Source organism: Halomonas sp. S3-1-1 (genome assembly GCF_023757625.1).
Classification (GTDB): Bacteria; Pseudomonadota; Gammaproteobacteria; order Pseudomonadales; family Halomonadaceae; genus Vreelandella.
Genome location: NZ_JALGBZ010000009.1, coordinates 14,784 through 34,777, shown reverse-complemented (window position 1 = coordinate 34,777; position 19,994 = coordinate 14,784). Strand labels below are relative to the sequence as shown.

Genomic DNA, 19,994 nt, shown 5'->3' with positions numbered 1-19,994 from the left:
CGTTGGCTAGTCGAACAGGTCGCCCTGAGCGCGGGGCGGCCTGAAGTCGCGGGTATTGAGGCCCTGTTCGGGGCGGGGCTGCATGCCCCATTGGCGGCTGGCGCGCTTGAAGCGCTGCTCGATCATGTCGACGAACACGCCTTCACCGCGAAAGCGCTTGCCGAACGCCGCCTCGTTGGTTTTGCCGCCCCGGCACTGGCGAATAAGGCTCATCACCTTGTCGGCGCGCTCGGGGTAGTGGGCCACCAGCCACTCTTCAAACAGCGGCGCGACCTCGCGCGGCAGGCGTAAAAGCATCCAGCTTGCGGTGCGCGCGCCGGCGCCGCGGGCCGCCTCGATCAGCCGCTCGATTTCGTGGTCGGTCAGCCCCGGTATCACCGGCGAGATCAAAACCCCCACCGGCACCCCGGCGGCGCTGAGTTCGCGAATCACCTTTAGCCGCGCCTTAGGCGAGGCTGCCCGCGGCTCCAGGGTGCGCTTCAAGTCGCTGTCCAGGCTCGTCAGACTCACCAGCACCCGCACTAGCCGGTGCTCGGCCATCTGTTTTAGAAGATCCAGATCGCGCAGTACGAGGCTTCCCTTGGTCACCAGCGTGACCGGGTGGCGGCATTCGAGCAAAAACGCGAGCAGGCGCCGAGTGGTTTGGTATTTCGCCTCGATCGGCTGGTAACAGTCGGTGTTGCCAGAAAGGTTGATCGGCCGGCAGACGTAGCTGGGTTTCGCAAGCTCCTCGCGCAGGTGATCGAGCATGCCGGTGCGCGCAATCAGCCGGGTCTCGAAGTCCAGCCCCGGCGACATGTCCCAGTAGGCGTGGGAAGGGCGGGCAAAGCAGTAGATGCAGCCATGCTCGCAGCCGCGGTAAGGATTGAGCGAGCGATCAAAGGAGAGATCCGGCGAGCCGTTCCACGAAAGCGCGCTTTTGCTCGGCTCCTCGCGTACCTCGGTGGCAAGGCTTAAAGGGGCGTGCTCCTGCCACCAGCCGTCAGGCTCCTCGACGCTGACACTCGGCGCGAAGCGGTTGTGCGGGTCGAACGTCGCCCCGCGGCCCTTGTGAACGATCCTGCCCGGGGGCAGGGCGCGTGAATCCGCCATGACGCTCTCCGATCGGCAATAGGGTTGTTGTATAAATATACAGTATATGGCTGGTCACGCTAAAGACAACCGCTGGGCATGGTGAACGGGGTGTCATTGAAATGGGGCTAAACGTTCATCCCTCTGTCATCTGGCATCACTAATTTAAGTCTCTCTTAATCAATGACTTGGACGAACAGCATGGTCGCTTTCAAACGCTGCGCGCTCGCGCTTGCTCTAGGATCCGTTTTTGCCACGTCGGCGCTTGCCCAGCAAAACAGTGCAAAGAACGTCATTTTGATGATCACCGACGGCGCGGGTATCGAAACCTTCCGCGCCGCCAGCTACTACCGCCATGGAGGGCTGGGGCACGAAGTGTACGATGACTTCGACACCCAGGTGTTTGCCGCTACCTACCCGCTGACCACCGCGACCGAGCCGACCATGAGCGACGAAGGGGCGGTCACCTTCGACCCCGAAGCGCTTTGGAGCGATGAGGCGGCCGACGGCGTTGGCTTCGAGGGCAAGCTGGGCGACTACGACAGCTATTTCGCCGGCTACAACTACGCCCGCGAGAACTTCACCGACAGCGCCGCCGCCGGCACCGCGCTGGCCACCGGCCAGAAAACCTACAACAGCGCCATCAACTGGTCGAACAACGACGAACGGATGAAGAACATCGGCGAGTACGTGGTCGAAAGCGGCCGAGCGCTGGGCGTGGTGAGCTCGGTGCAGCTGAGCCACGCGACCCCCGCTGCGTTTTTAGGCCACAACGCCAGCCGCAACGAATACGCAGCACTCGGTGAAGAGATCATCGATTCCGGCCTTGCCACCGTGGTGTTCGGCGCCGGCCACCCGTATTTCGACGACGCCGGCAACGCGGTCGAAAATCCGGACGAAAACGCCTTTCGCTACGTAGGCGGCGAAGCCACCTGGCAGCGTCTGGTCGACGGCGACACCGATTACCAGCTGATCGAAAGCCGCGACGACTTCGAGGCGCTGGCAGATGGCGAGCTGACCCTCGAGGGCGACAAGGTGCTGGGCGTGGCGCAAAACCACGCGACGCTTCAGTTCAATCGCCCGGGCGTGGCCGCCGGTGACCTGCTCGACAACGTGCCGAGCCTGCCGACGCTGACCCGTGGCGCGCTCGAGGTGCTCAAGCAAAACGACGAAGGCTTCTTCCTGATGGTCGAAGGCGGCGCCGTCGACTGGGCCGCCCACGCCAACAATCTGCCGCGCCTGGTCGAGGAGCAGGTCGATTTCAACGAGGCGGTCGAAGCCGCGGTCGAGTGGGTCGAGACGAACAGCGACTGGGATGAGACGATGATCATCGTCACCAGCGACCACGGCAACGGCCTGCTGCAGGGCCCGGATTCGGATCAGAACGCCTACAGCCCGGTCGTAAGCCAGGGCGCCGGCGCGCTGCCGCTGGTGCGTTGGCACTCGGATAACCACACCCGCGAGCTGGTGCCGCTTTACGCCCAGGGCGCCGGCGCTGACTACTTCCTCGACGTGGCCCAGCGCGATGAAGGGCTCTCCACCTACAACGTGGACGAAAACGCTCAGCAGTGGTTGGACAACACCGACGTCTTCCGCGCCGCGATGAGCGCACTCGGTATCGACGAAGACAGCGACGCACAGTAACGCGCTTGCGAAAGCACAAAGCCCCCGGCGAGCCATCGTCGGGGACTTTGTGTTGGGCGTGTTTTAGAGTGCCTTCGATACACGTATGCTGAAGGTTTTGCCGGGAGCACACATGCACGCCTTTTCGATCATCGCGATTCGCCTTCTCGCCGTTTATCTGGTGGTCAGGCCGCTAATGGCGATCCTCTCATCGCTACCTGCGGCCTTCGCCTCGGCGGATGAAATCGAGTCCTGGCGGATACTGTTCACCGCCAGTCTGCTACTGCCGTTTTTGCTGGGCGCGCTTTTGTGGTTCAAGGCGCCGGCGCTGGCGCAAAGGCTCCACCCACATGATCCGAGCGATGAGCGCGCGCTGGACGAGAGGGGGCTCGTGCGCGCGGGCAGCTTTCTGATCGGCGTCTATCTCGTGGTGCAGCACTTGAGCGGAGTCATTTCGCGCTGGCAGTGGGGCGGTGGGCTCGATGCGGGTTCGCTTATCGCGCTTTTGTTAGGGCTGGCGCTGGTATTCGGGGCCACCGCCATGGCGAAGCTCTTTGAGCGATTTCGACAATTTTGATGAATCGCGGAACTCGCCATGCGCTCGCGTGTCGATTTGGGTAAGATAGTACGCGCTACATCTTTGGTATAAGAATGATGGGCTTGCAAAGTCACTGTCGTAAAAGGTCACCGCCGTTTGAGCCCGCGGCATCAGGTCACCGACATTGGTTAAAGAGGTCGTTAGTCATATGAGAACTCCCCATGACGTGCTCAACGAGTGGATGCAGGCAATCAATAACGCCGACGTCGAAACCCTGCTATCGCTCTACGATGAGAACGCCGTACTGATTCCTACCTTTTCCAACCGTATTTCCAACACCCGCGAGAAGCACCGCGACTATTTCGAGCGCTTGGGCGCGCGCCCGGGTCTGAGCATTACGCTGCACGAAAAGACCCTGATCATTCAGGAAGTATCCGAGACCATCGCCGCGCTGACCGGCCTCTACAACTGGCGTTTTGAGGTCGAAGGCGAGCTTTTGAACTTCGAGGCGCGCTTTAGCTACGTGGTCGATCTTTCGAAAGAAGCGCCGATTTTGCACCACCACTCTTCGCAAATTCCGCGCATGCTGTAAGGTTGACGGCACTTGAAAAACGCCAGGCTATTCGAGCCTGGCGTTTTCATTTTTGAAGGGCTTATTCATGTTCGAGCTTACTGCTCTGCTCATCATCGACATGCAGCGCGGCATGAGCGACCCCGCCGCCGGGGCTCGCAACAATGCCTGCGCCGAGGCGAACATCGTGCGCTTGCTCGGCGTGTGGCGTGATGCAGGTGCCCCCGTCGTTCACGTACGCCATATCTCCCGATCTCCAGACTCCACTTTCTGGCCGGGGCAAAGCGGCGCCGAGTTTCAGCCGGCGCTTGCGCCACGGAAGACCGAGCATGTGGTCGAGAAGAACGTTCCCGATGCCTTTATCCATTCGAATCTCGAGCGCTGGCTGCGCGTGCGCGATATTCAGCGCCTGGTCATCGTGGGGGTCAGCACCAGCAACTCGGTGGAGGCCAGCGCGCGAAGCGCGGGTAATCTCGGCTTCGATGTCGCGGTCGTTCATGACGCCACTTTCACCTTCGCCAAACGTGACTTCGCCGGGGTAGAGCGCACCGCCGACGAGGTTCACGCCATGTCGCTTGCGAACCTGGAGGGCGAGTACGCACGCATTCGCTCGACCGACGAGATACTTGGCGAGGTCACCAAAAAATGATCGAACTGGCACTGGCGAGCATGTCGATATTCGGGCTGGGCGACTGGATGTGTACCTCGAGCGCCGAGTACGAGGACGGCATGCAGGAACACATTCAAAGCCACGTCTCGACGACGCGAAACCTTGATTACGAAGAGACGCTGGTGCTCGAGTACCAGCAGGGTGACGACGATGCGCGCTCGCGGCTGCGGGTCTTCGTCAGCGGCTATAAGGAAGTGGCCGGGCATTCGTTCATCGCTTACCCGGAAGAGGTCGAACTCAGCGTCGAACTCGATGAAATCGGCCTACTGACCCCGGCGTTTCTCGAATCAAGCCGCGCTTTCTACCAGGCGCCCTCGGCGCCGATCGAGGTGGTCTCTCTCGATGAACACACCATGACCCTGCGCCTCAAGGAGACCGGCGAAGAAACGACCTGCCAGGCGGTGAGCGCAGGGGCATAGCGTTTTTTTAAAGCGTTAGAACAGCCAGCGCCAAAGCGCTGCGCAGACGATGCCCACGGCGATGGAAGCGAGCGGACTTTTTAACGCGACCGCCACCAGGCCCGCCGCAAGGGCGGCGACGCGAGTGGCGTGATCGCTGTGGACGATCATCGGCGTCAGGATGGCGATGAGCACCGAGCTTGACATGGCGTCGATGAAAAGACGCACGTTCGGTCCAAGCGTCAGGCGCGCCATGACGATCAGCCCCAGCACCCGCGAGCCATAGCCGATGACCACCATGATCGAAATGGCCGCAAGCGACGACCAGACCGCCGGCGTGTTCATTGGCTCACCTTCATGGCCTGGTATCGGGCAAGCAGTACCGCGACGGCCCCGCCGGTCAGCGCCCCCACCATGACGTGGAGAAAGGGCGGCAGCCACCAGTACGCCAGCAGCGCGCTGGTGCCCGCCGCAAGCCAGGGCAGCACCATGAACGCCCGGGGCCGGTTGCCGATGACGATCACCAGCAAAAAGCAGAGCATGATCATATCGAGCCCGAAGCGCTCCGGGTGAGTGATGCCACCGCCGAACATGAGCCCCGCACCGGTCCCCAACACCCATGCCGCCCAAAGTGCGATACCGCCGCCTAGCAAAATGCCGACGTTGCGCTCGCCCTGCTGGTATTTGGAGAGCGCAAGCGCCCAGTTCGAATCCGTGACCAGGAAAATGACCGCAAACCTCTTCAGGGGCGGTAACGGCGCAAGCCAAGTGTAGAGCGAGGCGCCCATCAGCATGTGCCGGGTGTGAATCGCAAGCGTCGTACCCGCCAGCGCCAGCAGGGGAAGCGGCGCATGCCAAAGTTCCAGCGCGGCGAACTGCGAAGGTGCGGCGAATACCAGCGTGCTCATCGACAGTGCTTGCCAAGCGGCGAGACCTTGGTGCGAGGCCGCAACGCCGAAGGCGAGCCCAAAGGCGATGGTAAAAAACGCCAGTGGCAGCATTAGGCGGATGCCTTGCCAGGTTCCGGCGATAGTAAGCGTTGTCTCGTTTTGTTGACCCATCATGGATTTACCGGCAATGAGAGAAAGCTCCTCAGAAAAAACAAACAGGCCTGCTTGTTTTTATTTATTCATAAGTTTAGATTCGATACTGCACTAACGCTTTAAAGTTTGAAACTTGCAAGCGTTATATACGTAATAACATAACATTAATAATGATGGTTTAACTCGCTCCAGGAAACCTGATTATGAACTTCAAGCGTACTTCACTCGCGGTTGCCGTTTCTGCATTCGTCCTGCCCGCTTTAAGCGTTACGGCCCAGGCAGAAACGTCTTTCATCGCTAACTCCTTCTACGATCAGCAGCACCCCCATTCACGCTACGGCTATATCGAGTGGGCGGAAATGGTCGAAGAGCTCTCCGGGGGAGACCTCAAACCCGACGTCTATACCGGTACGGTGCTGCTTGCGCCTCGCGCAAGCCTTCAGGGCATTCAGGACAACATCGTCCAGGTCGCGCACCACGCGGCTATTTATACGCCGTCCGAAATGCCGGTGGCCAACGCCGTACAAGAGCTTGGCTTCAACTATGCCGACCCGCTGGTGAGCATTCTCGCCGTTACCGATTTCAGCATGAACAACCCGACCCAGCTGGCGGAGTGGGAAGATCTCGGTATCGTTTATCTGGGCGCCTACAGCACGCCGCCCTACGTCATGTTCTGCCGCGAGCCGGTACGTAATCTCGAAGAGCTGCGTGGCAAGCGCATTCGCACCGCAGGTTCGACCGTATCGAATTGGGTGGAAGAGGCGGGTGGTACGCCGGTCAACGTGCCGTCCAGCGAAATGTACAGCGGCCTCGACCGCGGCTCGCTGGATTGCGCGACCAACGCGGCCAATGACCTGATCGACCGGTCGCTGTGGGAAGTGGCGGAACACACCACGCTCTTGCCTACCGGCATGTACTGGTCCGGCCCGCAGTGGGGCTTCAATGAGGGCTTCTGGGCCGGTTTGACCGATGAAGAGCGCGATGTCTTCAAACAGGCCACCGCTCAGGCCATGACGCGCATGGTGGTTCAGTTCATCAGTGCCGCGGAGTCCGCCATCGAAGAGGCGAAAGAGCACGGCAACAACGTCTACGAGCCGGAAGAGGACCTGATGGCTTCCGTCGAAGCCTTCCGCGAAAAAGCGCTGTCGGATGTTTACGACAAGGCGCGCGACGAGTACGGCGTGGAAGACCCCGAAGCGCTGATCGACGATTTCCTCGCCACCATCGACAAGTGGCAAACCCTGCTGGAAGGGGTCGATCGCACCGATGAAGAAGCGCTGGCTCAGTTGGCGATGGACGAAATCTACAGCAAGCTCCCGGCGGATTACGGCATTTATTGATTTGACGTAGAGTGGCTTTTTTAAAGCCAGCCAATATCTACAAGATCGATAAGGGACCGTCATGACGAAGCGACAGAATCAGGAAGAGCGTTCACGCAATACCCAGGCGCGCGTGATGCAGGCAACGATCGAATGCGTCCTCGCCAAGGGCATTCGTGACACCTCGACCGTGGATGTCGCTCGTCAGGCCGGTGTTTCTCGAGGGGCGCTGGTTCATCACTACCCGTCGAAGACGCTGTTGATGCAGTCGGCGCTGGAGGACCTGCTCAACCGCGAGGTCGAGAGCGTTCGCCAGCTGACGATCAGCGTGCGTGAAGGAAACTTCGATTTCGACAGCCTCTTGAGAGTACTTCACGAGCACTTCAAGGGGGATCTGTACATGGTGACGCTTGAGTATCTAAGCGCCGCACGTACCGACCCCGACATCATGAAGGTGCTCATTCCCCTTGCAGCCAGGTTCAACGGTTCGTTGGAAGCCATCTGGGAACAGCTGGTGGCAAGCTCCAGGCATACATCGCGGCAAAACCGCGTGGCGCTGAACGCCACGCTTTGCATGATGCGCGGCATGGGCGCGCAAAGCATATGGCGCGACGACCCGGAGCTTTACCGCGACATGCTGATTTTCTGGAGGGATGCCCTCATCGAACTTGGCTTTTCATCTTCCCCGGCGAAGACAAGAGAGACTGTATGATCGCGCGCATCGTTGAATCCTTGAGCCAATGGGTCGCCAAGAGTGCGCTGGTACTGGCCGCGCTGTTTCTGATCCTGATGGCGCTTCACGTTTCTTTGGACGTGGCGCTACGCTTTTTCTTCGGTAAGTCCTTCACCGGCACCCTCGAGTTTGTCTCGTTCTATTACATGGTCGCGGTGGTCTTTCTGCCGATTGCCTACGTCGAGCTCCAGCGCGAGCACATCAGTGTCGATGTCGTCGTGGGGCGCCTTCCCGCGGGAGTGCAGCTGGCGTTTTATCTTTTTGCGGGTTCGTTAGGGCTGATCTACTTCGGCATGCTTTGCTATCAGAGCTATCTGGACGCCCTGCGGGCCACGCTGCGCCAGGAAACGGCCATGGCCAACTTCACGTTCTACCTGTGGCCCAGCCGCTGGGCGCTGCCGGCCGGCTTCGCCGCCATGTGCCTGGCCATTCTCGCCAACATGATCAAGGCAGTGCGACTGCGCCAAGCCCTGTAGGAGCAACTCCATGAGTAATATTGAGATAGGCGTGGCAGGCATTGCCATCGCTTTGGCCCTGATCGCCCTGCGCGTGCCTATCGGCATCGCGTTGGGACTTGTATCGATTCTCGGTATCGGCGAGATGACCAGCATGCGCGTGGCCTGGGGCATGATTTCTGCCACGCCGTTCGATTTTGCCGGCACCTGGGAGCTAACCGCTGCCCCCATGTTTTTGTTCATGGGCTATCTGTGCACGACCACCAACATGACCCAAGGGCTCTTTCAGGCGATGCGGCTTTATCTGGCGCGCCTTCCTGGCGGGCTTGCGGTGTCCAGCGTCATGGCCTCGGCGTTTTTCGCCGCCGCGTCGGGCTCGAGCGTGGCCACCTCGGCGGCCATGTCGCGCATCGCCGTGCCGGAAATGCTCAAGCACAACTACGACAAGGGCCTGGCCACCGGCACCGTGGCTGCGTCGGGTACGCTGGGTTCGCTCATTCCGCCCAGCGTACTGCTGGTGCTCTACGGGGTATACGCCCAGGTCTCCGTGGGTCAGCTTTTCATGGCGGGCTTTCTGCCCGGCGTGCTGTCGGCGCTTCTCTACATCGTCATGATCATGGTGCGTACAAAGCTCAACCCGAGTCTGGCGGGAGACGCCAACGTGCGCTCGAGCTGGAGCGAGAAATGGGACGCGTTCAAGAACATCTGGCCGCTGCCGCTTCTGATCGCTCTGGTGCTCGGCGGTATCTTCACCGGTATCTTCTCGCCGACGGAAGCCGGTGCCGTGGGAACGACCATTGCGGCGGTCATTGCGCTGGCACGACGCACGCTCACCGTTGCCGCCGTGCGCGAGGCGGTGACGCAAACGGCGGTGAGCACCGCCAGCATCTTCATCATTCTTATCGGCTCGCTTTTTTTCACCCGTTTCCTGGCGATGAGCGGCGTGCCCTCGGCGTTTTCCGAGCTGATTCTGGGCGTGAGCACCGAGACCTGGTGGATCATTCTGGCGGTCGCGCTGATCTACCTGATTCTTGGCATGTTCATCGACTCGATCGGTCTGCTGCTGTTGACCCTGCCGCTGATTCTGCCCCTGGTGGAAGGCGCGGATCTCAACCTGGTCTGGTTCGGCATCATCGTCGTCAAGCTTCTGGAAGTCGGGCTGGTCACGCCGCCCATCGGGCTTAACGTCTACGTGATTAAGGGCTCGCTGGGTAATAGCGTCAGCTTGAACGAGGTCTTCAAGGGCGTGAGCTGGTTCATTCTCATGGACATCGTCGCGCTGCTGCTCATCGTGCTGATCCCCGCGCTTTCTCTCTATCTTCCGCAGAAAATGTTTTGACGTCTTCACTCCAAGGAGCACCCATGTCCACTATTCGTTTCATCAACGCCAACGTCATCGACTCGCGCAGCGGTCAGGTACTGGCGAACCACGAAGTGCGTATCAAGGAGGGCCGTATCGACGCGGTCAGCGCCACCCCGCTCGAGGGCAGCGATGATCAGGTGATCGACGTCAAAGGGCATTACCTGATGCCCGGGCTCGTGGATTCTCACGTCCACGTCACCGCGATCACGCCCAACTTTGCACTGCTGGGGACGCTGTCGCCGTTCTACGTGGGCGCCAAGTCCTCGGAGCTGCTTGAAGCCATGTTGATGCGCGGCTTCACCACCGTGCGCGACGCCGGCGGGGCAGACTACGGCCTGGCCCGTGCGGTGGACGAAGGCGCGCTTCCCGGCCCTCGGATCATGTACGCCGGTCGCGCGCTCTCCCAAACCGGTGGCCACGGCGATATGCGCGGGCCGGGACAGCAAACGTTCGAAGGCTGCTTTTGCTGCGCCGGCCTTGGCCGCGTGTGTGATGGCGTGAGTGAAGTACGCCAGGCCGCCCGCGACGAGATCCGCAAGGGCGCCACGCAGATCAAAATCATGGCCTCGGGCGGCGTCGCTTCACCCACCGACCGTATCGACAGCACCCAGTTCTCGCTGGAAGAGATCGACGCCATCGTCGAGGAAGCCACCGCTGCCAACATCCACACCATGGCCCACGCCTATACGGCGCGCGCTATCAACCGGCTGATTCCGCGCGGCGTGAAAACCATCGAGCACGGCAACCTGATGGACGAAGAGAGCTGCCGTCTGTTCCTCGAACACGACGCCTACCTGACGCCGACGCTGAGCACCTACGATGCGCTGGCGCGCGAAGGGGTCGAGGCGGGCATGGCCGAGGAGCTTCAGCGCAAGGTGTTCGAAGTGCTCGAGGCCGGCGGCAAGGCGCTGGAAATGGCTCAGGAGCACGGCGTGAAGATGCTTTACGGCTCCGACCTGCTCGGGCGCATGCAGGTCCATCAGCTCAATGAGTTCAATCTGCGCAAGGACGTGGTGCCCGCCGACGAGCTGATCCGCGCCGCGACCAGCCACGCCGCGGATGCCTACGGCTGTGTAGGCGATTTCGGCGAAATCATTCCCGGCGCCCGCGGCGATGTCATCATCCTCAAGGACAATCCGCTGGACGATATCACCGTGCTCACCAAGCCCGACGAGCAGCTTTTGATGATCATGAAAGCGGGCGTGGCGTACAAGAACGCGCTTTAAAACCGCCGTAGGTTTTAAAAACCGCCGACGTGATTTCGCGTCGGCGGTTTTTTTATGTGAAGCGGGCGAAATCCCGCCCTGCTGATCGACTGCAGACCTTCTTGCAGCGGGCAGGGCGCTGTGCCATAACATCAGACATCGCTAAACGTTACTCGCTGCCTAAAGCTCCCGTCGGCGATCGCTCAGCGAACTACAACCTGTAATCTGCAAACTGCAATCTATAACAACAGCCATCAGGGATCACTGTCATGCCAACGTTTCGCTACCGGCGCCTGGCGCTGAGTATTCTCGTCGCCGTCAATGCGTTGCCGCTCTCGGCGCTTGCCGCCACGACGTTCGATGAGTCCTTCAACGATACCGTCTTTTTTGGCGATAGCCTGACCGACAGCGGCTACTACCGTGAACCCATCGCGCGACTGCTGTCGCTGCCGCCTGGCCAGCGTGATTTCGTCGGGCGCTTTACCGTCAACCCAGGGCCGGTGTGGGCCGAGCGTGTCGCAGGCCACTTTGGCGGCAATGCCGCTCCCAGTAGCGCCGGGGGTAACAACTACGCCGCGGGCGGCGCTCGAGTAACGGCGCCTTCGAGCGTTCTGTTCGGCGCAGCGCCGCCGCTGAGCGACCAGGTCGCGAGCTATCTACAGGCGACCGGCGGCGTCGCCGACGGCGATACGCTTTACGCCGTTTGGGCCGGCGCCAATGACCTGTTCGCGGTGAGCGCCGGGGGCGATGCGGTCAGCATCATACGTGATGCCGCCGTGGGCACCGCCCAGGCCGCTGCCGCGCTCGAAAACGCCGGCGCGCAGCACGTGCTGCTGTTCAATATTCCCGATTTCGGGCTGACGCCACGCTTCAACGGCGACCCGGCCACCCGCGCCGGTGCCACCGCGCTTGCCGATCAGTACAACGAAACGCTCTACGCAGCGGTGGCGGCCAGCGGGGTCGATGTCATACCCGTCGATACCTTCTCGCTTCTTCAGGAGGTCGCCGCGGAGCCCGGCCGCTATGGTTTTACCAACATTACGGAGTCCGCCTGTACCCAGGCGCTGCCGCTTTGTAATCCTGGTACGCTGGTAGCACCGGAGGCCGGTGAGCGCTACATGTTCGCCGACGAGGTTCACCCCACGCCCGCCACCCATCGCATCATCGGCGAGGTCGTGGTGTCGATGCTTGAGGCGCCGCAATTGCAGCAGCTGGTGACTCACTCGGCGGTGATTAGCGGGCGAACCCGCGCCAATCGTGTAGCCGAGCACTTGAATGCCGTACCGCTGGATAACGGCTTGCGCTGGTGGGGCGATCTTCGTGCCGAGCGCCAGCAGCCTGATTCGAGCGATCTGTATGATGCCAACATGCCCTCGGGGCTTTTGGGCGTGGACTGGTATCAAAACGGCTGGGTGATGGGCGGGTTCGCAGGCTACGGCGATCAGGACGCCGACTTTGGCGGCGGCCGCGGAAGCTTTCAGCGCCAGGACACGACGCTTGGGCTGTTTACCGGCTGGTACACCGACAGCGCCTGGGCCAACGCCCAGCTGAGCTACTCCTGGCTCGATGTCGATATCGACCGCGACGTTCAACTGGGCAGCGCCACTCGACGCCACAGCGGGTCTACGCAGGGTGAAAATTTGACGGCGGCGCTGAACGCCGGCGTCGATGTGAGCGCCTTTTCCATTGCCGGAAGCGATGTAAAAACCGGCCCCATCGCCGGGCTCACCTGGCAGCGCGTCGAGCTCGACGGCTTTGATGAAACCGCGCGCTCCTCGACGGCGCTTACCTATCCCGACCGGGATGTCGACTCACTGGTGGGCCGGTTGGGCTGGCAGATCCGACGCGACGGGCCGACGTTCAACCCCTACCTGCAGCTCAGCTACAACCGCGAATTCGAAAAGAGCGATGGCGCCAGCGCCACCCTGCAAACCCTGCCGCAGCTAGGCGATTACCGCGTACCCCGGCTCGATCTTGACCGCGACTACGTCGAGCTGGATTTAGGCGCTCGCGCGACGCTCGGTGGGATCGACGCTCAGATCGGTGCCAATGTCGATGTCGACGACGCCCGCAGCAGCGCGCTGTTCTTGAGTCTGGGTAAGCGCTTCTGAATCAGTAAGTAAGTCCTGGTGGTTTCAAGGCCGTTAAGCGGCACGGCCACACCCCGGAGTGCGGTGAGAGCGTCCCGCTTCGGGGTGTGGCCGTTGATGCGCGATGGCGTCGCTACACCTTTATATCGATACTGACCGCGGCCGTGGCTACATTGGCTGTCGAGGTCGGCAGCAGCTGGCCCAGGGTCGAGTAGAGCGCCTGGGATTCTGCCTTGGCGAGCGAATGGTCGACCTTGTCCATCTCTTCTTCAGCTTGTTTGAGTTCACGGCGTGCCTCTTTCTGCTCCTCGTGCAGGTAGATCTTTAGCTCGCTGACCGCCTCCTGAAACGCCTTTTTCGCATCGGTCAGAATCGAGCGTAGCGCGTGTTCGCTTGCGCTAATGGTGGGGGTACGTTCGGCGCCTGGCGGCGCGAAAGAGGGCGCCTGCGTTAACACATCCGATGGCTCGAGCGACTCCTTTCGTTCCTGCTCCTGCGCTTCAAGTTGCTCGCTGTCGCTGGTGGGTTCCTCGGTGGTGGTTGCCTCGGCGCTTTCGAGCGTCGCGTTGGCGGCGTTGATATCGCTCTCGACGCTGCTTACCTCACTTTGCGCGTTTGCGTCGAGCGGCACCGATACGCTGGCGTGGCCGCTTTGGGCTGCGTTGACCGTGGGCGTCGTGGTGGGGCCGGCGCCTGCGCCACCGCCGGCACCGCTAAGCTGGCGCGCCGCCGCACCCATCTCCCGGGCAATCGATTTGAGTTCACTGGCCATGGCCTTGAGTTGTTCCGGCGAGGCAAAGCGCATCATCGCTTTCAGCGACTCCAACCGCTGCTTCAAAAAGCCCACCTTTTGCGACGCATTCTGCATCGCCGATTCCTTGGGGCTTGGCAGCGACGCCAGCGCTTCAAACGCTTCTTTCTGTTTCTTGAGCCGTTTAGTCTGAGGGTCGTCCGTGTTGAGAGCAGCCACTGACAGGGGTTGGCCTGTTACCCGCGCCGCGATCGGCCCGGCTGAAGGCTCACGGCGAGTATTGATCATCATCAGGTTGGAAAATCCGATCTTCATGGCCGAGCCCTCTTTTTATTAATAGAATCTATCGACTATTTCGATGTTAACTTTAATAAGATCAGGGCCAATCGTTTTCCCCACTGCCAGGGAACTGGAAAGATATAACTTACGTTAACCACGTCATCCTTGCTGCGCACGGTGTAAGACTTGAGCCACTAACGCACGACCACGAAGTGGGCTTGCGCGCCGCAGCCGCCGATGGCGAGTTATGGAATCTACGCGTCACACCGGTGCCTTCACCTGATGAAACACGCGGCTTTATTGAAACTGCCTTGAAAGACCGTGAGGCAGGCCACCGTTTTGCTTTTGCCGTTATAGATGAAGCCAGCGGTACCGTGCTGGGCACGACCAGTTAGCACGATATCTTGCCTGAGGAAAAACGATTGGAAATTGGCCACACCGGGTATGCCAAACGCGCGCAGCGTACCCATATCAATACCTCCTGCAAGCTGCTGCTGTTAACACATGCGTTCGATACGTTGGGTTGTTACGTGGTGGGCTGGCGCACCGACAACTTCAACTACGCAAGCCAACGTTCCATTGAGCGTTTGGGCGCGAAAAAGGATGGTGTGATACGCGGGCACAAGCTGCGTCGCGATGGCACCATTCGTGACACGGTGATGTATAGCCTGCGCAGGGGAGAGTGGCCAGAAGCGTGTGCACATCTCAAACACTTACTGAGCCAGCTTCGCAGCTATTCAATAGCGCTCTGGCTTTCATGCACACACATGGAGATAGGACGATGATCGCAGCCCCAATCACATGTGCTACAGCCAAAGCGAGAAGGCACGCAAATTTTGGATAGGCAGCCAAAATTTTCTTTGCTAGCAATAGGATCAATGAGGTAGATTTGAAGAGAGCGGCTAGATAACCTCAATGAACGCGCCAGCACGTTCATTGAGGTTATGCAGCCGGGTATATAATCACTGTTAGAGCTAATGATGAGTCAGCAACTTGTGGGCTTGGCCAATAACACCAAGTGGAATGAGCTACAGAAAATAATGTCTGGCTATGGGCATGAGGCGCCCTACTGGAAAACTCAGGCCACCAATGGTTTTGTTTATCCTCTGGATGGCTGGGACGGCGACTGGACCTATCATTTCCGCCTAGGTGAGCATAAATTTATAGAGTGGTGTGAAATGCAGCCGAGGGCTAAAGATGAAGGGCTAACCTTGGCTGAGGTTGTAGAGATTTGCCGTCACATTGGATTTGAAACTGAAGTTTACGAGACCTCTGTGCGAGTGATTGGCTATCGGAGGCTCTAACAATGCAAGACACGGCGACGGTTACTGCATTGCGGCTTTGCCTCCATTCCATAACCGCGCGTGCTTAGCGGCGTTAGGCATCAAGGGGTTGTTGTGAAAATTGGTGATATAAATATTGGTGAGTTAAAGCCAATTCCAGAACCAGAATTGCGTGACGAAAAAGAAGTTTTTGCCTTTTTTGGATTAGCCTCCTTCAATGCACAGTGTGCTGAAAAAGCCCTAGTAAACTTTGCTATGGGTTATAAAGTCGTCGACAATTCAGTATTAAGTCAAGAAGAGTGGTTAGAAATATATGACGGATTAAATTCCCACACATTTGGTCGTCTTTTGGGGCAAGTTAAGCAAAAAGTCGACTTACCTCATGAATTAGTAACACATCTAGAACTCACTCTCAAAAAGCGCAACTGGCTAGCACACGACTTCTTCTATGATTATGCAATGTATATGTCAGATACAGAAGGTCGTACAAAAATGATTAATGAGCTTCAGGAACTGGTTTGTATTTTCCAAATTGCGGATCACGCAGTGGAAAAGTTGAGTTTGAAAGTGTGGGAAAAAATGGGGGTCACTGAAAATTGGCTACAAAGTGAGGTTGAAATTCAACTTAAAGAGTACCAATCGGCAAAAGATGCCTAACAAGCAATTTAAGAGGGATTCACAACGCTTGGCACTTTTGCTTCTACTTCAGTTTTAGTGTTTATGGCACAATGCTTTAAGTTGGGTGGTGGAGTTGTTCACCCCTTAATTGGGCGTTAGGCAGATTATCTGGGAGGCATGGATGCTAGATGTTCATGATTTATGGCTGTTTTTGAGTGCAAGCTTTCTGCTCTGGATTACTCCGGGGCCTGACACCATGTACGTTTTAGCCAGAACGGTATCTCAAGGACATCTGGCGGGTGCGGTATCGGTATTCGGTGTGAGCACTGGAGTTTTGGTACACACCCTGTTTGCAGCGATCGGGCTTTCTGCAATATTGGCGACCTCAGCACTAGCGTTTACGGTGGTAAAATTCGCAGGTGCTGCCTATCTGATCTACCTCGGCATTCAAGCCTTGCGCAGTAACCACAAACTGTCTGCGTCTTCTGGTTTGTCGGCTCAAAGGCGTTCGCAGATTTTTTGTCAGGGATTTCTCACCAACCTCCTAAACCCCAAAATTGCTATTTTCTTTCTCGCGTTCCTGCCGCAGTTTGTGGCGCCTGAGAGTGACAACGGCTCCAGTATCTTTCTGTTTTTAGGCAGTATATTTGTGCTAGGCGGTACACTTTGGTGTCTTTTACTGGTTGCGTTTGCAGCCAGCTTCACAGACACCTTAAGGTCAAATACACGTTTATCCGCAGCTGTGGGCAAAGTCACAGGGTGTTTGTATATAGGTCTTGGTTTGAACCTACTTCGAGCAAAGCTATAGTGTCGAGTAGCGGGCTTGCCTAACAAATAGCTACAGTTCGTTCCGGCCTTTCGGGCCTCCACCGGACGCGCTTACGCGCGCCGCTGAGCATGGCGTTAAATATAAAAGTAATGAACAGAGAGGGATCGTGAGGTGACTTCATCAGTAAGCGACTATGATTACGAACTCTACCTAGATTTTCGTAAATCTGAAGGGGATCCCTCACGAGTCTTTCATGCTATGGGTGGGATGATCGATGCGCTGAATAATTTGGATCGCGATCTAGGAAAGCTGATCAGTCCTTATTATGAGCCCCAAGTCATCCTTGAGGATGTATACACTGGTTCGTTACGGGCCAAACTCGGCGAAACCCTGAAGGAAATTCCCGATGATGCGCTTAAAGACCTTGAACTAAAGAAAATTCTTGGGCACTTTTTGCTTAAAGCGAAATACCTAATTGTAAAATGGTGCGAGGCCAAGGAAAGTCTTGAGGATATGGATGATATCAAGGAATTGGAGGATCAGATAGAGGAAGCTGCTGAGTCCACGAAGGTGAAGAGAATACCTGCCTACGGCTCAATCAACCGTAAAGATCTTCTGAATCATATAAAGCAAATTCAAAACGTAATGAGCTCTCTTGAGGAGTTTGACTATATTGAGTATCGCTCGGTTGTTGGCGACGCTCGTTTTAACGGACAACTTGCCATTTCGTCCCAAGTGATTTCTGATTGGCTTACAAAAGAGGTTCATACGACTCAAGGCGCTAGAATATTAAAAGTCAAAAAACCTGACTATTTGGGTAAGTCAAAATGGGCCTTTAGATATAATGGTCATGCTATTGAGGCAAAGGTTTCGGATATACCATGGTTGGTTAGTTTTCAGGCTGGGGATATTCCTGTAAATCCTGGTGACTCCATTCGAGCTGAGCTGAAAGAGGATATCGCTTTTGGTTACGACGGAGAAATAATTCATGTCTGGTACGATATACTTGAGGTCTATGAAGTCATTCCTGGAATGAGAGCTGTCCAAGGCGGATTATTTGATTCTAAGAAGTGATTTAACAAATGCAGGTTGTCGGACAGTGTACTCCGCTGCGCTCCGTACCTGCCGCAACTGCAAGCGTTAAATCCTGAGTTCAAACATTAAGCGCAGAGCATTGGAACGCTCGTTGTGCGTGAGGAATTGAAAAAGGCACGAGCGGCAGGTATGCCTTTACGGCTTCGTGTTTTAAAGCAGAGTCATGCCACCGCGTTATACGAGCGGCTGAGTTTTACAAGGTGCGGTGAAACATCTACCCAGTACTGGATGGAAGCGGTTTAACCGGCGCTTATAGCCTTTATAGCATCCGCTCTGCTCATTCAAAAAAGCCTCGGCTGTTAAGCCAAGGCTTGTGCTTACCACCTGTTTGTTGCGAAGCCTAAAGCTTTCTAGCCTTTCTTCTTGGCCGTCTTCTTACCTCTTTCAGCTTGGCCATTCTCTTCAGCACTACCACCCGGAAAATGCGCCCGCACCAGCTCCAGAAGCCCTTGGGTCGAGGCATCAAAATCCGCCGCATTAGTATCAATACGCTCACTGATTTCCCCGGCAATACGCTTGCCGAGCTGCACCCCCCACTGATCGAACGAGTTGATGTTCCAGATCACCCCTTGGACGAACACCTTGTGCTCGTAAAGCGCGATCAGCGCGCCGAGGTTTTTCGGCGTTAGCTCATCGAGTAACAGTGTGCTGGAGGGGCGGTTGCCGGGGCAGCTGTAGGGGTCCTGGCTGAGTTCCTGGCCTTGGCCTTGGCTCCCCTCCATGAAGGCGTTGGCCTGGGCGAGCATGTTGGTCAGAAGCGCGAAGTGATGCTCCTCCATGCCGGGCTCTGGCTTGAGTGAAGCGATGAAATCGATCGGCACGTAGCGCGTGCCCTGGTGGAGCAGCTGGAAAAACGCGTGCTGGCCGTTGGAGCCGGTTTGGCCCCACACGATCGGCCCGGTCTTGTAGTTGACCGGGTGGCCGAAGATATCCACCGACTTGCCGTTGGACTCCATATCCAGCTGCTGCAAGAACGCGGGCAGCTGGTTGAGCGCCTGATCGTAGGGCACGATGGCCTGGGTTTCGGCGCCGATGAAATTGATATACCAGATGCCGATCAGCGCCATGAGCACCGGCATGTTCTCGGCAAACGGCGCCTCGATGAAGTGGCGATCCATCTCGTGGGCGCCTTCCAAAAGCTCGATAAAACCTTCGAAGCCGATGGAGAGCGCGATCGGCAGGCCAATCGATGACCACATCGAGTAGCGCCCGCCCACCCAGGCCCAGAACTCGAACACGTTCTCTTCGCGAATGCCGAATTCCATCGCCGCTTTACGGTTGGTCGAGGCGGCGATGAAGTGCGCGCCCACGTCCGCGTCCTCCCCGGCGTTTTCCAGAAACCAGCGCCGGGCGGTTTTGGCGTTCAGCAGTGTTTCCTGGGTGGAGAAGGTCTTGGTCGAGACGATAAACAGGGTGGTGGCCGGGTCGAGGCGCGACAGCACCTTTTGAATATGCGTGCCATCGACGTTGGAGACGAAGTGAAAGTGCATCTCCGGGTGACGGTATTTCAGCAGCGCGCGCACCGCCATGTTGGGGCCAAGATCCGAGCCGCCGATGCCGATGTTCACCACGTCCTTGATGGGCTTGCCGCTGTAGCCTTTCCACTCGCCGCTTCTCACCGCTTCGGAAAAGCGCTTGATCTGCTCGCGGGTGCGGGTGATCTCGGGCATCACGTCTTCGCCGTCCACGTACACCGGCTCGTCGCCCGGGTTTCTAAGCGCGGTGTGCAGCACCGGGCGGTTTTCGGTGACGTTGATGATATCGCCAGAGAACATCTGCGCGCGGCGCTGCACCAGCGCGGAGTGGTCGGCAAGCTCCAAAAGCTTGGTCAGCACCTCGTCGGAAACATGATGCTTGGAGTAGTCCAGAAACAGCCCGCCGACGCGCAAACTCATCTTCTCGAAGCGCTGCGTGTCCTTGGCAAAGTAGTCGCGAATGCGGTCGTTATGGGTTTTATCACGCAGGCGCTCGAGGGCCTGCCAGGTAACGCTGCGGGTAAGCTGAAACATGGAACGGCGGATCCTTTTGTTGAGGCAGAGTGCGGCGAAGCGCAGATCTTTTTATGATGTAAAAATACTATATGTCCGGCGAGGGTTGGCAACGTGCGCGCCAAAAAAAAG

22 protein-coding genes are annotated in these 19,994 nt (G+C 58.0%); 17 read left to right on the top strand and 5 right to left on the bottom strand.

The genetic code is table 11. The features are described from left to right. Positions 1 to 6: 6 nt before the first annotated feature. Complete coding sequence (locus MQW23_RS18580) at positions 7 to 1,092, bottom strand: PA0069 family radical SAM protein (RefSeq protein WP_252109714.1); 1,086 nt, start codon at positions 1,090 to 1,092, stop codon at positions 7 to 9. A gap of 180 nt (positions 1,093 to 1,272) precedes the next feature. On the opposite strand from MQW23_RS18580, the gene MQW23_RS18575 reads away from it, so the two are divergent. From MQW23_RS18575 to MQW23_RS18555, 5 genes are all read left to right on the top strand, one after another. Beyond that, on the top strand, positions 1,273 to 2,715 hold the full coding sequence (locus MQW23_RS18575; RefSeq protein WP_252109713.1) for an alkaline phosphatase: 1,443 nt from the start codon (positions 1,273 to 1,275) through the stop codon (positions 2,713 to 2,715). A 112-nt stretch (positions 2,716 to 2,827) separates the two neighbouring features. After that, positions 2,828 to 3,271 (top strand): hypothetical protein, encoded by a 444-nt coding sequence (locus MQW23_RS18570; RefSeq protein ID WP_252109712.1) that lies wholly within the window; start codon positions 2,828 to 2,830, stop codon positions 3,269 to 3,271. A gap of 169 nt (positions 3,272 to 3,440) precedes the next feature. Next, positions 3,441 to 3,824: a nuclear transport factor 2 family protein gene (locus tag MQW23_RS18565; protein WP_252109711.1), complete on the top strand. Its 384-nt coding sequence runs from the start codon at positions 3,441 to 3,443 to the stop codon at positions 3,822 to 3,824. Between the two features lie 67 nt (positions 3,825 to 3,891). After that, positions 3,892 to 4,452, top strand: a complete 561-nt coding sequence (locus tag MQW23_RS18560) for a cysteine hydrolase family protein (RefSeq protein WP_252109710.1) — start codon at positions 3,892 to 3,894, stop codon at positions 4,450 to 4,452. Further along, positions 4,449 to 4,892 carry a hypothetical protein gene (locus MQW23_RS18555; protein ID WP_252109709.1) on the top strand — a complete coding sequence of 148 codons (444 nt, stop codon included), beginning with the start codon at positions 4,449 to 4,451 and terminating at the stop codon, positions 4,890 to 4,892. Before MQW23_RS18560 ends, MQW23_RS18555 begins: the two co-directional genes overlap by 4 nt. A gap of 15 nt (positions 4,893 to 4,907) precedes the next feature. On the opposite strand, the gene MQW23_RS18550 is transcribed toward MQW23_RS18555, so the two are convergent. After that, positions 4,908 to 5,216 carry an AzlD domain-containing protein gene (locus MQW23_RS18550; protein ID WP_252109708.1) on the bottom strand — a complete coding sequence of 103 codons (309 nt, stop codon included), beginning with the start codon at positions 5,214 to 5,216 and terminating at the stop codon, positions 4,908 to 4,910. Then, positions 5,213 to 5,935 carry an AzlC family ABC transporter permease gene (locus tag MQW23_RS18545; protein ID WP_252109707.1) on the bottom strand — a complete coding sequence of 241 codons (723 nt, stop codon included), beginning with the start codon at positions 5,933 to 5,935 and terminating at the stop codon, positions 5,213 to 5,215. The genes MQW23_RS18550 and MQW23_RS18545 overlap by 4 nt, the downstream gene beginning before the upstream one ends. 182 nt (positions 5,936 to 6,117) lie before the next feature. Between MQW23_RS18545 and MQW23_RS18540 the strand changes: the two genes are divergently transcribed. The 6 genes from MQW23_RS18540 (at position 6,118) to MQW23_RS18515 (ending at position 13,100) form a co-directional block, all read left to right on the top strand. Further along, a complete protein-coding gene (locus tag MQW23_RS18540) occupies positions 6,118 to 7,254 on the top strand; it encodes a C4-dicarboxylate TRAP transporter substrate-binding protein (protein WP_252109706.1) in 1,137 nt (378 codons plus the stop codon). A gap of 61 nt (positions 7,255 to 7,315) precedes the next feature. Continuing rightward, the gene (locus tag MQW23_RS18535) at positions 7,316 to 7,945 is read left to right on the top strand and encodes a TetR/AcrR family transcriptional regulator (protein ID WP_252109705.1); all 630 of its coding nucleotides are present in this window, start codon (positions 7,316 to 7,318) and stop codon (positions 7,943 to 7,945) included. Further along, on the top strand, positions 7,942 to 8,442 hold the full coding sequence (locus tag MQW23_RS18530) for a TRAP transporter small permease subunit (RefSeq protein ID WP_252109704.1): 501 nt from the start codon (positions 7,942 to 7,944) through the stop codon (positions 8,440 to 8,442). The genes MQW23_RS18535 and MQW23_RS18530 overlap by 4 nt, the downstream gene beginning before the upstream one ends. Positions 8,443 to 8,452: 10 nt before the next feature. Continuing rightward, the gene (locus tag MQW23_RS18525; protein ID WP_252109703.1) at positions 8,453 to 9,760 is read left to right on the top strand and encodes a TRAP transporter large permease; all 1,308 of its coding nucleotides are present in this window, start codon (positions 8,453 to 8,455) and stop codon (positions 9,758 to 9,760) included. A gap of 23 nt (positions 9,761 to 9,783) precedes the next feature. Further along, positions 9,784 to 11,010, top strand: coding sequence for a metal-dependent hydrolase family protein (locus MQW23_RS18520; RefSeq protein WP_252109702.1), 1,227 nt, complete (start codon positions 9,784 to 9,786; stop codon positions 11,008 to 11,010). 248 nt (positions 11,011 to 11,258) lie between these two features. Next, entirely contained in the window at positions 11,259 to 13,100 is a 1,842-nt protein-coding gene (locus MQW23_RS18515; RefSeq protein WP_252109701.1) for an autotransporter domain-containing protein, read from the top strand. Positions 13,101 to 13,212: 112 nt separating this feature from the next. On the opposite strand, the gene MQW23_RS18510 is transcribed toward MQW23_RS18515, so the two are convergent. Further along, positions 13,213 to 14,145, bottom strand: coding sequence for a hypothetical protein (locus tag MQW23_RS18510; RefSeq protein ID WP_252109700.1), 933 nt, complete (start codon positions 14,143 to 14,145; stop codon positions 13,213 to 13,215). A 182-nt stretch (positions 14,146 to 14,327) separates the two neighbouring features. Here MQW23_RS18510 and MQW23_RS18505 point away from each other — a divergent pair, with 182 nt between their 5' ends. From MQW23_RS18505 to MQW23_RS18480, 6 genes are all read left to right on the top strand, one after another. Further along, positions 14,328 to 14,504 carry a GNAT family N-acetyltransferase gene (locus MQW23_RS18505; protein ID WP_252109699.1) on the top strand — a complete coding sequence of 59 codons (177 nt, stop codon included), beginning with the start codon at positions 14,328 to 14,330 and terminating at the stop codon, positions 14,502 to 14,504. A gap of 27 nt (positions 14,505 to 14,531) precedes the next feature. Beyond that, positions 14,532 to 14,894 carry a GNAT family N-acetyltransferase gene (locus MQW23_RS18500; RefSeq protein WP_252109698.1) on the top strand — a complete coding sequence of 121 codons (363 nt, stop codon included), beginning with the start codon at positions 14,532 to 14,534 and terminating at the stop codon, positions 14,892 to 14,894. Positions 14,895 to 15,089: 195 nt separating this feature from the next. Beyond that, positions 15,090 to 15,413 (top strand): DUF6678 family protein, encoded by a 324-nt coding sequence (locus MQW23_RS18495; RefSeq protein WP_252109697.1) that lies wholly within the window; start codon positions 15,090 to 15,092, stop codon positions 15,411 to 15,413. A gap of 93 nt (positions 15,414 to 15,506) precedes the next feature. Next, complete coding sequence (locus tag MQW23_RS18490; RefSeq protein WP_252109696.1) at positions 15,507 to 16,049, top strand: hypothetical protein; 543 nt, start codon at positions 15,507 to 15,509, stop codon at positions 16,047 to 16,049. Between the two features lie 142 nt (positions 16,050 to 16,191). Further along, entirely contained in the window at positions 16,192 to 16,818 is a 627-nt protein-coding gene (locus MQW23_RS18485; RefSeq protein WP_252109695.1) for a LysE family translocator, read from the top strand. Positions 16,819 to 16,950: 132 nt separating this feature from the next. After that, a complete protein-coding gene (locus MQW23_RS18480) occupies positions 16,951 to 17,853 on the top strand; it encodes a hypothetical protein (RefSeq protein WP_252109694.1) in 903 nt (300 codons plus the stop codon). Between the two features lie 371 nt (positions 17,854 to 18,224). On the opposite strand, the gene pgi is transcribed toward MQW23_RS18480, so the two are convergent. Continuing rightward, entirely contained in the window at positions 18,225 to 19,883 is a 1,659-nt protein-coding gene (gene pgi / locus MQW23_RS18475; RefSeq protein WP_252109693.1) for a glucose-6-phosphate isomerase, read from the bottom strand. Positions 19,884 to 19,994: the final 111 nt, after the last annotated feature.

Bases quoted from the DNA above. Each gene is read 5' to 3' on its own strand.
- MQW23_RS18580 (WP_252109714.1), bottom strand. From the start codon at position 1,092: ATGGCGGATTCACGCGCCCTGCCCCCGGGCAGGATCGTTCACAAGGGC.
- MQW23_RS18575 (WP_252109713.1), top strand. From the start codon at position 1,273: ATGGTCGCTTTCAAACGCTGCGCGCTCGCGCTTGCTCTAGGATCCGTT.
- MQW23_RS18570 (WP_252109712.1), top strand. From the start codon at position 2,828: ATGCACGCCTTTTCGATCATCGCGATTCGCCTTCTCGCCGTTTATCTG.
- MQW23_RS18565 (WP_252109711.1), top strand. From the start codon at position 3,441: ATGAGAACTCCCCATGACGTGCTCAACGAGTGGATGCAGGCAATCAAT.
- MQW23_RS18560 (WP_252109710.1), top strand. From the start codon at position 3,892: ATGTTCGAGCTTACTGCTCTGCTCATCATCGACATGCAGCGCGGCATG.
- MQW23_RS18555 (WP_252109709.1), top strand. From the start codon at position 4,449: ATGATCGAACTGGCACTGGCGAGCATGTCGATATTCGGGCTGGGCGAC.
- MQW23_RS18550 (WP_252109708.1), bottom strand. From the start codon at position 5,216: ATGAACACGCCGGCGGTCTGGTCGTCGCTTGCGGCCATTTCGATCATG.
- MQW23_RS18545 (WP_252109707.1), bottom strand. From the start codon at position 5,935: ATGATGGGTCAACAAAACGAGACAACGCTTACTATCGCCGGAACCTGG.
- MQW23_RS18540 (WP_252109706.1), top strand. From the start codon at position 6,118: ATGAACTTCAAGCGTACTTCACTCGCGGTTGCCGTTTCTGCATTCGTC.
- MQW23_RS18535 (WP_252109705.1), top strand. From the start codon at position 7,316: ATGACGAAGCGACAGAATCAGGAAGAGCGTTCACGCAATACCCAGGCG.
- MQW23_RS18530 (WP_252109704.1), top strand. From the start codon at position 7,942: ATGATCGCGCGCATCGTTGAATCCTTGAGCCAATGGGTCGCCAAGAGT.
- MQW23_RS18525 (WP_252109703.1), top strand. From the start codon at position 8,453: ATGAGTAATATTGAGATAGGCGTGGCAGGCATTGCCATCGCTTTGGCC.
- MQW23_RS18520 (WP_252109702.1), top strand. From the start codon at position 9,784: ATGTCCACTATTCGTTTCATCAACGCCAACGTCATCGACTCGCGCAGC.
- MQW23_RS18515 (WP_252109701.1), top strand. From the start codon at position 11,259: ATGCCAACGTTTCGCTACCGGCGCCTGGCGCTGAGTATTCTCGTCGCC.
- MQW23_RS18510 (WP_252109700.1), bottom strand. From the start codon at position 14,145: ATGAAGATCGGATTTTCCAACCTGATGATGATCAATACTCGCCGTGAG.
- MQW23_RS18495 (WP_252109697.1), top strand. From the start codon at position 15,090: ATGAGTCAGCAACTTGTGGGCTTGGCCAATAACACCAAGTGGAATGAG.
- MQW23_RS18485 (WP_252109695.1), top strand. From the start codon at position 16,192: ATGCTAGATGTTCATGATTTATGGCTGTTTTTGAGTGCAAGCTTTCTG.
- pgi (WP_252109693.1), bottom strand. From the start codon at position 19,883: ATGTTTCAGCTTACCCGCAGCGTTACCTGGCAGGCCCTCGAGCGCCTG.